This is a genomic window from Caulobacter sp. FG7, from assembly GCF_057808875.1.
Genome location: NZ_JBMDIW010000018.1, coordinates 40,684 through 52,903 on the forward strand (window position 1 = coordinate 40,684; position 12,220 = coordinate 52,903).

8 protein-coding genes are annotated in these 12,220 nt (G+C 70.1%); 6 read left to right on the top strand and 2 right to left on the bottom strand.

Features of this window, described 5'->3' with window-relative positions; translation table 11 throughout:
• Positions 1-59 precede the first annotated feature (59 nt).
• The 4 genes from ACODR1_RS15835 (at position 60) to ACODR1_RS15850 (ending at position 3,224) form a co-directional block, all read left to right on the top strand.
• Entirely contained in the window at positions 60-809 is a 750-nt protein-coding gene (locus ACODR1_RS15835) for an SDR family NAD(P)-dependent oxidoreductase (RefSeq protein ID WP_488881303.1), read from the top strand.
• A gap of 29 nt (positions 810-838) precedes the next feature.
• Positions 839-1,303, top strand: coding sequence for a hypothetical protein (locus ACODR1_RS15840; protein ID WP_488881304.1), 465 nt, complete (start codon positions 839-841; stop codon positions 1,301-1,303).
• 96 nt (positions 1,304-1,399) lie between these two features.
• A complete protein-coding gene (locus tag ACODR1_RS15845; RefSeq protein ID WP_488881305.1) occupies positions 1,400-2,188 on the top strand; it encodes an alpha/beta fold hydrolase in 789 nt (262 codons plus the stop codon).
• A gap of 145 nt (positions 2,189-2,333) precedes the next feature.
• Positions 2,334-3,224, top strand: coding sequence for a hypothetical protein (locus tag ACODR1_RS15850; RefSeq protein ID WP_488881306.1), 891 nt, complete (start codon positions 2,334-2,336; stop codon positions 3,222-3,224).
• Here ACODR1_RS15850 and ACODR1_RS15855 read toward each other — a convergent pair.
• Both ACODR1_RS15855 and ACODR1_RS15860 read right to left on the bottom strand, forming a co-directional pair.
• The gene (locus ACODR1_RS15855) at positions 3,221-3,856 is read right to left on the bottom strand and encodes a response regulator (protein WP_488881307.1); all 636 of its coding nucleotides are present in this window, start codon (positions 3,854-3,856) and stop codon (positions 3,221-3,223) included. The genes ACODR1_RS15850 and ACODR1_RS15855 overlap by 4 nt on opposite strands.
• A complete protein-coding gene (locus tag ACODR1_RS15860; protein WP_488881308.1) occupies positions 3,849-6,884 on the bottom strand; it encodes a ligand-binding sensor domain-containing protein in 3,036 nt (1,011 codons plus the stop codon). The genes ACODR1_RS15855 and ACODR1_RS15860 overlap by 8 nt, the downstream gene beginning before the upstream one ends.
• A 261-nt stretch (positions 6,885-7,145) precedes the next feature.
• Here ACODR1_RS15860 and ACODR1_RS15865 point away from each other — a divergent pair, with 261 nt between their 5' ends.
• Positions 7,146-9,287: a TonB-dependent receptor gene (locus ACODR1_RS15865; RefSeq protein ID WP_488881309.1), complete on the top strand. Its 2,142-nt coding sequence runs from the start codon at positions 7,146-7,148 to the stop codon at positions 9,285-9,287.
• 65 nt (positions 9,288-9,352) lie between these two features.
• On the top strand, positions 9,353-12,220 hold the full coding sequence (locus tag ACODR1_RS15870; protein ID WP_488881310.1) for an ATP-binding protein: 2,868 nt from the start codon (positions 9,353-9,355) through the stop codon (positions 12,218-12,220).

Here is a 12,220-nt window from a genome sequence, read left to right on the forward strand (position 1 = left end):
TTCGCTCACGTCTATCTAGGTGTCCGAACGCGAACAGACGCGGATCGGAGCAAAGCGAAATGGACACTCTCAAAGACAAGGTCGCCGTGATCACCGGCGGCGCAAGCGGCATCGGCCTGGCTTCGGCCAAGCTGTTCGTCGAGCAGGGCGCGAACGTGATCGTCACCGGCCGGCGGCCAGATGCGGTGAAGGCGGCCGTCGCCGAAATCGGCCCGCGCGCCTTCGGGGTCGTCGGCGATGTCGCCGACCTCGCTCACCACGAGGCGGTGGCCGACGTGGTGCGCGAGCGTTTCGGCGGCCTCGACATCTACATGGCCAATGCCGGGATCAACACGATCACGCCGTCGCCGCTGGTCTCGGAAGACGAGTACGACGCCCAGTTCGCGGTCAACACCCGCGGCGTCTTCTTCGGCGTGCAGAAGGTCGAGCCGCTGCTGCGCGACGGCGGGGCCATCATCCTCACCGGCTCCATCGCCGCGAGCAAGGCGCTGGACGGGCACGCCGCCTACGCCGGTTCCAAGGCGGCCCTGGGCGCCTTCGCACGGGTCTGGGCCATCGAGCTGCGCGAGCGCCGGATCCGCGTGAACCTGCTCAGCCCCGGGCCGACCGACACCGCCATTCTCGAAAAGCTGGGCGTGCCTCCCGAGCAGCGACCGGCCTTCGAAGCCGGCATGGCCGCACGCATTCCGCTCGGCCGCATGGCCCGTCCCGACGAGACGGCCAAGGCCGCGCTGTTCCTGGCTTCCGGCGCCAGCAGCTTCATCACCGGCATCGACCTGAAGGTCGACGGCGGCATGACCCTGCTGTGAGCAGGCCCTCTCAATCAGGAAAGAACACCATGACCAAGGAAATCTACGATCCCGCCATCATCGACTTCGTGCTGCAGGTGATCCGCCTGGGCAGCGCCTACGACATGGAGGGCATGGAGGCGCTCTACACCGCCGACCAGTCGCTGCTGTTCCTCGACGACGAGGGACGGGTGGTGCGCAGCAGCCGCGCCGACATGCTCGCCGAGTTCCGGGGGCGGCGCGACGACGGCGAAGCCTCGCTGTCGACCGAGCACCGCTTCCTGCACGTCGAGCAGCAGGGCGACCACGCCACGGTTCTGCTCTATCGCCGTATGAGCCCGGCCACGCGCCCGGCGCTCTACGAACTGCGGCTGCGCAAGGAGGCGGGAAACTGGATGGTGGCCGGCGAGACCGTGCTGCCCTGGCCAGACTTGGCTCATGCCGGCGATTTCCTGCCGCCCCGAGCGCTTGCGCGGGCGCCGCAGGCCGCAGGGGCCGGCGACCCTAGACCTTAGCACGAGGGGAACAGGCCCATCCGCGAGATAGGCCTGCTCCCGGCCGCCGGCTCATCCTTTTGCGCGAGGGCCCTTCCGCCCGTCACGGAGATATCGATGCGCAAGTCCATCCGAGCCCTGTCGCTCGCCGCCGCCATGGTGCTGTCCGGCGCGGCCTTCGCCCATGCGGCCGAGGCCGCCGGGGCCAAGCCCACCATCGTCCTGGTCCATGGCGCCTTCGCCGACGCCTCGGGCTGGAACGGCGTGGTCGGCAAGCTGTCCCGGGACGGCTACACCGTCATCGCGGCGGCCAACCCTCTGCGGAGCCTGAGCTCCGACGCGGCGTCGCTGTCGGCGCTGGTCGACACCATCCCGGGCCCGGTGGTGCTGGTCGGCCACTCCTATGGCGGCGAGGTCATCACCGAGGCGGCTGTCGGCAAGGCGCACGTCTCGGCGCTGGTCTATGTGGCGGCCTTCCTGCCGGAGGTCGGGGAGTCGGCTTTCACCCTGTCGGCCAAGTTCCCGGGCGGCACCTTGGGCGAGACGCTGACCTCGGTGCGCCTGCCTGACGGCGGCGAGGACTTCTACATCCAGCCCGCCAAGTTCCATGCGCAGTTTGCGGCCGACGTGCCGCCGGCGACCGCGGCGCTGATGGCCGCGACCCAGCGCCCGGTGACCAAGGCCGCCCTGGCCGAGCCGGCGACCGCCGCCACCTGGAAGCAGTTGCCTTCCTACGTCGTCTACGGCACGGCCGACCGCAACATCCCGGCCCAGACCGAGCGCTTCATGGCCGAACGCGCCAAGGCCAGGAAGACAGTCGCCATCGAGGGCGGGTCGCACGCCCTGATGGTCTCGCATCCCGACAAGGTCGCCGCCCTGATCGAGGAAGCCGCTTCGGCGCGATGAGCCGGGCCCGTCCGTCGCCGAACCGGTGGCGGACGGGGTCTTGTACGATGACGCCCGCCGGATGCGCCCGCCCGGATCAATCCCCAAGGACGCGTTCGCGACAGCATGGCCGACCACGGAGCGCCGTATGACGCCGGAGATTTAGATGAGCAGCCCAGGTCCGATCCGGATCCTCTTGCAGACGACGATCCCCACCACCGAGGACGACTGGTCGATCGCGAGGTTCAGCGCGCTGCGCGACCTGCTGTCCGCCGCGGTCGACGACGAGGGGCGGGCGCTCTACGCCGTCGAGGCCCGCGACCGCGACACGACCGGCGAACCCGATCCCGTGCTCTCGCGCATCCAGGACAGCGGTTTCGACCAGTTGTGGCTGTTCGCCGTGGATGTCGGCGACGGCCTGACCGAGCAGGACTGCGTCGCCATCTCCCGGTTCCGCGAGCGCGGCGGCGGCCTGATGATCGCCCGTGACCACATGGATCTCGGCTCGTCGGTCTGCACCCTGGGCGGGGTGGGGGCGGCGCACTGCTTTCACAGCCGCAACCTCGAGCCAGACGCCGGGCGCCACATTCGCGACGACGAGGAGACCCAGGCCATTTCCTGGCCGAACTATCGCTCGGGCGCGAACGGCGACTACCAGGAGATCGTGGCGATCGGGCCCGTGCACCCCATCCTGCGCGATCCGACCTCGCCGACGGGCGTGCTGCGCTACCTGCCGGCGCATCCCCACGAAGGCGCCGTCGTCGCGCCGGAAGACAGCGACGCCCGGGTGATCGCCGCCGGCGCCAGCCGGACGACCGGCCGGACCTTCAATCTCGCCGTCGCCTTCGAGCGCGGTCCAACGGCGGGGGCCGCGCTCGCCCAGAGCACCTTCCACCACTTCGCCGACTACAACTGGGACCTGGCGGCGGGCTGTCCGAGCTTCGTGTCCGAAACGCCTGGCGAGGGCATGGCCCGCGAGCCCCGCGCGCTTGCCGACACCCACCGCTATGCACTGAACCTGGCGGCCTGGCTCGGAAGGCGAGGGCTGTCGGCCTAGAGTTCGATGATGCCGCGTCGGGCGGCGACGGTCACCGCGTGGGTGCGGTCGGAGACGTTGAGCTTGGTGAAGATGGTCTTGAGGTAGCCCTTCACCGTCTCCTCCGAGATTCCCAGTTCCCGCGCGATCTGCTTGTTGGCCTTGCCGATGGCGACCAGTTGCAGGACGGCGACCTCGCGCTCGCTGAGGCCGTCGTCGAGCACGTGGATGGCGATCTCGTCGGCGATGCTGCGATGCAGGTAGCGTCGGCCCTGCTTCACCGCGTGAATGGCGTCGAGCATCTCGGTGCGCAGGCTGCTCTTGAGCAGATAGCCCAGGGCGCCCGCCCGCAGGGCGCGAACCGCCTGCACGTCGCCGTCATAGGTGGTCAGCACCACGATGCGGGCGTCCGGGTGCTCGTCGCGGATGGCCTTGATCGCCTCGACGCCGCCCATGCCCGGCATCTGCAGGTCCATCAGGGTCACGTCCGGCTGCAGGTCGCGGAACTGGACGATGGCCTCCACCCCGTCCCGGGCCTCGCCGACGAGCACCATGTCGGTCCTGTCCTCCAGGATCGCGGCGACCCCTTCGCGCAGGATGGGGTGGTCATCGACCACGAGGATGCGGATGGGACGCGAACTCGACTCAGCCAACCTGGCTTCTCCTGAAACGACGAAGGATATCGGACAGCCACGTCCATGACGGGGCTTCGGCTACGTAGGCGAGGCGAGCCGGCAGTCGCAGGCTGATCTCCGCCCCGCCGGACGGCTGGTTGTCGATCGACAGCACGCCGCCGATCCGCTGGGTCCGCTCGCGCATGCCCATCAGGCCGAAGTGTCCCAGCTTGTGGCCCTTGGCGATGACGTCGGCCGGAAGGCCCACGCCGTCGTCGCGGATCCGGACGCTCAGTTCCCGCCTGGCGAAGCCGATCAGGATGTCGACCGATCTGGCGCGGGCATGGCGGGCGGTGTTGAACAGCGCCTCGCCCGCGATCCGGCCGATCTCGCCGGCGACCAGCGGGTGCACCGGGCGAGGAACGCCTTCCGTCGACACGTTCACGAGAACGGACGCGTCGAAGCAGGCGGCGTTGGCTCGCTCCTCCAGGATCGCCGCAAGGTCGCCGGCGTTCTCGGCCGTGCGCAGGTCGCGAACCCGGTTGCGGCCGTCGATGATGACGTCGTCGGCCCGCTTCAGCGCGGATTCCATCAGGTCGCGCGACGGCTCGCCCGGCGGCATCTTGTTGGCGATCGACTGGAAGCGCAGCACCAGTCCCTGCACGCTCTGGAGCAGGGTGTCGTGCAGTTCGCGCGCAATTCGTTCGCGTTCGCTCAGCCGGGCTTCGTGGCCGACATGGATGCGCTGGGCCACCTGGGCCATGCGCAGGCGATAGAGCAGCCACAGGAGCGCTGCGCCCAGGATCAGGCAGGCGGCGAGGAACCAGCGCGACTGGAGGAAGGTGGGCGGGATCTCGAAGGTGATCGCGGCGCCGGTACGGTTCCAGACGCCTTCGCTGCTGGCGGCGATGACATGGAAGCGGTACTTGCCGGGCTTGAGGTTGGTGTAGAACGCCTGACGCCGCGCGCCGGGATCCACCCATTCCCCGTCGAAGCCTTCGAGCTTGTAGCGCACGCTGGCCTGCCTGGGATCGGCGAAGCTGAGCACCGCGTAGTCGATCTCGATGCTGGAGGTGCCTTCCTTCAGGCTCAGGGCGGTCGGGTCGCGGTGGAGCCGCCCGCCGGCGGTCACCGACTTGATCGCCACGCCGGGAGGCAGGCCGTCGCGGGCGATGCGCCGGGGGTCCATCCAGAGCACGCCGGTCTCCGTCGCCACCCACAGCCGTCCGTCGCCGCCTTGGACGAGCGAGCGCTGGCTGTGCGAGTGCGGCCGGCTGGTCAGGCCGTCGCCAAAGCCCAGCGACAGGCTTGCGGGGGCCGGGACATGGGTGGCGAAGGCCCGTTCCAGGTCCGAGGCCGAGAGCCGGACGAGGGCCCGGGGATAGGCCAGCCAGGTATCGCCCTCCGGCGTCTGCACGAGGCCGCTGATCCGGCCGCGCAAGGGACCGCGATCGGGATCGATGGTCTCCGTCTGACCATCGCCAAAGCGAGCCAGCCCGAACGCTCCCGCCGCCAGGATGTCGCCGCGCGAGCTCGGGTACAGCGTCACGGCCGTGGCGTCGCGCCCCAGATCGAGCGGCTGGAACCGAGCATGCGGCTGGCCCAGCCACGCCAGCTGGCGCAGGTCCCACTGCACGACGAGGCGTCCCCGGCTGTCCCTGACCATGGTCGTCGGACGAAAGCCGTCGCCCAGTGTCGGCGGGAACATCGTCCGCCATTGTCCCTGGCGATAGCGCAGCAGGCCTCCGGCCGCGGCCGAGATCCAGAAATCGCCTTCGGCGTCGAAGGCGCAATCGTAGATGATGCTGTCGGTGTCGGGACGAACCAGGGTTCGCGTCGCCTGGCCGGATTTCCAGACGAGGATGCGGTCGGCGAAGGCGATCCAGACGGCGCCGTCCGGGGCCTCGCACAGGCTCTGCGGCTCGCGGATCCCGCCGAGCACGCGCTGGGGGGCGCCGCCCGGCGCGGCTCGATAGATCGCGTCGGCTTGGCCGATGAGGACCGCGCCGTCCGAGGTCGCCAGCAGCTTGTCGCCGAAGGCCGCGGGATTGGTCAGAACGGGTTCCGACCGCAGCGTCGCCGGACGCAGCTTGTCCAGGCCCTTTTCCGAGCCGATCCAGATGTTGCCTTCCCGATCCTGGAAGACCTGGCTGGTCAGGTCCGAGGACAGTCCGTCCCGCGCCCGTATCGACTCGACGAGACGCGGTGCGTCGTGCGGAGCGGCGGCCACTCTCTGCAGACCGCGATAGCGGGTGGCGATCCACAGGTTGCCCGTGCGGTCGAAGTAGGGCGCGCCGCGGATCTGGGCGTCGTCGGTGAGATAGGGGGGCTGGGCCGGCGGTGGTCCATGCCCGCCAGGGCCGGTGATGGGATAGCTGCCGCGACGTTCCGAGAGCCAGATCCGGCCTTGCGGGTCCTGCGACAGCATGCCGTTGGCGCGAGGCGTCCGGCGCACGATCTCGAACCGCTCGGCGCCGGGCGCTAGGCGCGCGACCGAGTTGCTGAGTGAAACCCAGACGCCGCCGTCGGCCGCAACCAGCAGGCTAAGGGCGTCGTCGCGGGGCAGGCCGTCGGCGGCGGTGAACGATCGCCAGCGTCCGTCGCGCAGCCGCATCAGTTCGGCGTCGAACACGGCGGTCAGCGCCCAGATCGCCCCGTCCTTTCCCTCGGCCATGGAGACCACCGGGTCCGGGGCGACGGGCGCGGGCAGGACCTTGAGCACGCCGTCGCGATAGACCGCAAAGCGGCGGGATCGCGTGAAGCTGGTCCAGATGGCTCCGTCACGCGTCACCAGCAGCGCGCTGGGCTGGTCGTGCTGCTCGTCGCCGCTCTCGGCGCCGATCCGCTCGAAGACGATGCCGTCGAAACGAAAAAGGCCCATGCCCGTCGCCAGCCAGAGATAGCCGTCGCGGTCCTGCGCCATGGCCATGATCGGCGCGGGCGCCTCGCCTTCCTCTGTCCATCGCTGGTGGGTGTAGTGGGTGATGCGGCGCGTCGGTTCGGCTGCGACCGAGGTCGCCGTCTGCAGCAGAAGCACTGCGAAAAGGACGGCCTTGATCAATCGCACGCGTGAGTTCCGCCGCTTCCCAGACTCCGAGTCTGGAGCTGACCGCATTTGCCGCCCGAAACGATATGCGTGGCAAGACCCGGTTGGGGGGAGCAAAGAGCACTTGGTTGGCGCAAGGGCCGTTGATCTTGCCTCGAGGGACGATGGATCGTCTCGATCATCGCTGTTCTCTCGGCTAGCTTGTGATTATCAGCCTCGCTTGGGTTCGGGGAGGCGGCGCTGTCTTGCCGGGGAGGGCGGAGGGGGGCGATCTCGGGCGGCTTGTCGCTGCTGCAGGCGATCATCGCGCCGCTGGCGGTGAGCGACGGCTTCGTCCTGACCGATCATCCGGCCGCACGTGCGGAAGACGTGATCGTGACCGCCCAGCGGCGCCGCGAACGCCGCCAGGACGTTCCGATCGCCTTGTCCGTCGTGGGCGAAGACCAACTGGCGCGCCGTGGCGCCAGGGACCTCTCCGACCTGGTCGGCGCCGTGCCGGGCCTGTCGATCGCCGGCTTCACGGGCGGTAACGCCAGCAACCTGGTCTCGATCCGCGGCGTCGCTGGCCAGGTGCTTCCGATCGGCTCGGGGCAGCCGGTCGCGATCTATCTCGACGGCGTCTACCTGTCGCGACCCGACGCAGCCTTCTTCGGGCTCGACGACGTGGAGCGGATCGAGGTGCTGCGCGGCCCGCAGGGCGCGCTTTATGGGCGCAACGCCACGGCCGGCGCGATCAACATCATCACGCGCCCGCCCGGCTCGGCGGTCGAGGGGGGCGGCGAGGTCCGTCTTGGGAACCTGGAGGCGATCTCGGCGCGGGGCTCGGTCAGCGCCCCCTTGTCGACGCGGATGTCGGCCGGCCTGTCGGGCAGCTATCTCCGCCACGACGGGGCGATCCGCAACACGGTCACCGGCGATCGCCTGAACGGCCGCGACGCCCGCACCGTGCGCGGCCAGATCCGTTACCGATCGGCGGATCGGCGTTTCGAGGCGGTTCTGTCGGGCGATCTGACGCGGGACCGCGCCACGCCCGTGTTCAAGAACGCCTACGCTCCCTCGGGGGCGTTTATCAGCATGGGCGATCCGGGCGTGTTCGCCAGCGACCCGGCCAGCCAGGCCCGCACGGTCCGCCGGACCAGCAACGACGGCCTGGCGCTGACCCTGACCCACCGCCCGCTGGAGGCGTTGGAGCTGGTCTCGATCACCAGTTGGCGCGATCTGGGTTCGACCGTCGTCTACGACGCCGACGCGTCCGCCGCGCCGTCGCTGCTGACCGGCGCGACCAATCACAGCGCCACGTTCAGCCAGGAGGTCAGGGGCGTCTTCACGGGCCGTCGCCTGCGCGCCACGATCGGGGCCAGCCATTTCGCAGAACGGGCCCGCTACGGCCTTTCCACCGGCGCGCCGACGGCGGCGCCCAGCTTCAACCACCTGCTCGACCGCAGCGAACTGGCGGCCCTGGCGGTCTTCGGCCAGTTCGAGATCGATCTGGCCGATCGCCTGACCCTCGTCACCGGACTGCGCTACGACCGCGAGCAACGCGACTTCACCATCGACTATCGAGGGGCTCCTGCTCCCGGGCGGCTGCTGTCGGGCAAGATCAGGGATTCCGTGCTCATCCCGAGCATCGGCCTGTCGTATCGCAACGGCGCGGACCTGCTGCTCTATGCCAGGGCCAGTCGCGGCTATCAGCCGCCGGGCTTCAACTTCGCGCCGGGCGCGACGACCATGGTCGCCAACACCTTCCGTTCCGAGACCCTCTGGGCCTACGAGACCGGCGCGAAGGCCGCCTTTCTCGACCGACGCGTCGTCCTCGATCTTGCCGTCTTCCTCTACGACTACAGCGACATCCAGATCCGCAGCACGATCGGCCTGGGGCTGACGCGGATGGACAACGCCGCCTCGGCGCGGCTGGCGGGGCTCGAGGCGAGCATCGCCGCCAGGCTGCCGCACGGCTTTTCGATCCGCGCGCACGGCGCCTATCTGGACGCGCGCTATGGCAGCTTCTGCCAGGTGATCAGCGCCGGCGATCCGCAAGGGGCGGACCCGCTCTGCGCGCCGGGACGGGCCGATCGCTCCGGCAACCGGCTGAACCTGGCGCCGCGCTGGTCGGGCGGCCTGGGGCTGGACTATGCCCGTCGCCTGAGGGCCGGCCGGGTGTCCGCCAGACTGGCCTACGAGGTCTCCGGCGGCGTCTTCTACGTCGGCGCCGCCAACGAGCCGGGGCTGCGCGGAAAGTCATGGGGACAGCTCGGCGGGGAGGCTGCCTTCCAGGTCGAAGCCGGTCCAGAGATCTTCGTCTACGGCCGCAACCTGACCGACGCGCGGTTCCTGTCGTTCGCCGCGCGGGTCGCGCCCGCCTCGGCCTTCCTGGTGATCAGCGATCCCAGGACTTACGGCGCCGGGATTCGGTATCGCTTCTGAAGCGGTTCGCGGTAGATGTCCGATAACGTCGGTCGACGGTGCGATCTGGCGGCGCGGAGGCGACTGTGGCTGACGACCACGCCGAACTGATGACGCGATCCTTCGCCTTCGGTCCGTTCCTGCTGCTGCCCGAGCGCCAGCTGCTGCTGGAGAACGAGACGCCCGTGCGGATCGGTAACCGGGCGCTGGGCCTGCTGACGGCCCTGGTCGAGCGCGCCGGCACGGTCGTGGTCAAGCGCGACCTGTTCGCCCAGGTCTGGCCAGACACCTTCGTCGAGGAGAGCAACCTCAAGGTCCATATGGTCGCCCTGCGCCGCATACTGCGCGAGGAGGCCGGGACGCGATACATCTCGACCGTGATCGGCCGGGGCTACACCTTCGTCGCGCCGGTCAGGATCGTCAGCGGCTCCGGTGCGCGGGTCGAGCGCCCGGCCGACAGCCGTCGCCGGCACAACCTGCCGACCAGCGCGACGCGGCTGCTGGGCCGGGCGGCGGCCGTGGAGGCCATTCGCGACGAGCTGGGCGAGGCCCGGCTGGTGTCGGTGGTCGGGCCCGGCGGCATCGGCAAGACCTCGGTCGCCCTCGCGGTCGCCGAGCAGATGATCGGGGCGAGCCGAGACGGGGTGTGGCTGGTCGACCTGTCGCCGATCAAGGATTCCGCCCTGGTCCCCAGCGTGATCGCCACGGCGATCGGGCTGAGCGCGCACTCGGCCAACATGCTCGCGGCGCTGTGCGAGCACCTGCGCGAGCGGGAGATGCTGCTGCTGCTCGACAGCTGCGAATGCGAGCACATCATCGACGCCGTCGCCGCCTGCGCCGAACGCATCCTCGCCGACGCTCCGGGCGTGCGGATCCTGGCGACCAGTCGCGAGCCGCTGCGCCTGACGGGAGAGCGACTGCGTCGTCTGCCGGGGCTCGATGCGCCGCCGGCCTCAATAGCGCTTACCGCCGCGGCTGCCCTCGGCTTTCCGGCGGTGCGCCTGTTCGCCGAGCGGGCGGCCGACCGGCTCGAGACCTTCGAACTGGCCGACGGAGAGGCCGGCGTCGTCGCCGAGATCTGCCGGCGGCTGGACGGCCTGCCTTTGGCGATCGAGCTCGCCGCCACGCGGATCGACCTGTTTGGCGCGGCCGGCGTGCTGGACCAGATCCGCGATCGCTTCCACCTGCAGATCGGCCAGCGCGCTGGACCCGAACGGCATCGCACCCTGATGGCCGCGATCGACTGGAGCCACGACCTGCTGTCGGCGAACGAGCAGGCGGTGTTGCGGCGGCTGTCCGTCCTGGCCGGCTCCTTCACCCTGGCTTCGGCCTGCGCCGTCGCCGCCGATGAGACGGTCGGCCCGGCGATCGTGGTCGAGGACCTGATGGCCCTCGTCGAGAAGTCCCTGGTCGCCGCAGAGGCTCGCGACGTCGACGTCGAGTACCGGCTTCTCGACACGACGCGCGCCTACGCTCTGGAAAAGCTGGCTGCGTCAGGGGAGGGTGGCGCGGTCGGCTTGCGCCACGCGCGCTACTTCCTCGGTCTGGCCGACCAGGCCGGGCGTGACGCCGACAAGCTGCCCCGGACGATCTGGCTCCAGCGCTACGGCGTCAGGATCGACGACCTGCGCGACGCCATCGGCTGGGCCTTCCGGGAAGCGGACGCCGCCGGTCTGCTGATTAGCCTGACCATCGCGGCGATCCCGTTCTGGGGTCGGCTCTCGCTGCTGGAGGAGTGCCGTGTCGCGGCCGAGCGTGCGCTCTACGGCCGGTACGAACCCGTCCGCACCGCACGCGACGACCTGATACTGAACCTGACGCGCGGGGCGACGCTGCTGCATACGCAGGGGCCGCTGCTGGCAGTGAAGGGGGCCCTGGGACGGGCGCTGGCCATCGCCGAAAGGCTGGCCGACCAGGAGCTGCAGCTGGAGTGCCTGCGCGGCCTTGCGGAGTACGAGCTCTGGACGGGGGACTCGCGCTCGGCGCTGGAGGTCGCCGAGAAGATCTCGGGCCTTGAGGGGCCGGCAGAAGCGCCTGCGCCTTCGGAATCCGACGCGCCGGCGGGTTCGGCGCTGTCGTGGTTGGGCGCCTTGGCGGCCTCACAGCAGCGGCTGGAGAAGATCGTCTACCGCTCGCACAGCCTTGAGCCCAAGCCCGGCGCCGCGCGATTCGAGTTCGACCAGCGCCTGACCGCGCGTGGGGCGCTGGCCACCGTGCTGTGGCTGCAGGGCTATCCGGACCAGGCCGTCCAGGCCGCGCGGGTCCAGCTGGCCGAGGCGGAGGCGTCGACCTATGCGGTTTCGCTCTGCTACGCCCTCGTGCACGGCTCGCTGCCGGTGATGCTGTATGTGCGCGACTACGAAGGCGCCCAGCGCGTGCTGGACCGGGGCGTCGAGCATGCCCAGCGGCACGGGTTGGAGATCTGGCGGGCCATGGCCGCCTGCGTGGCCGCGCGGCTGGATCTCTATCTCGGCCGGCCCATTGACCTGGACGTCTATCGCCGGACGCTGTCGATGGTGCGCGAGAGCGGATTTCGGATGCGCTATCCCAACTACCTGACCAACTACGGCGAGGCCCTGGCGCGGCAGGTCGACCTGCGCCGCGGCCTGGCCTGCATCGACGAGGCGATCGACCTGTCCGAGGCCACCGGGCAGGTCGTGGGCATACCCGAGATCCTGCGTATCAAGGCCAACGTCCTGCGGCGTGGCGAGGCCAGGTTCAGCGACCAGGCGGTCGACTGCTATCTGCGCTCGATCGCGCTGGCACGGCGCGACGGAGCGCTGTCGTGGGAGCTTCGATCGGCCGCCAGCCTCGTGGAGTTCTGGCGCGAGCGCGGCGGCGATCATGAGGCCGAGACGATACTTGCCGATGCGCTCGGGCGTTTCGGCGAAGGCTTCGGAACGGGCGACCTGCGGCGCGCCCGGGCGCTGGTCGACACACGGCCCGGGACCTGA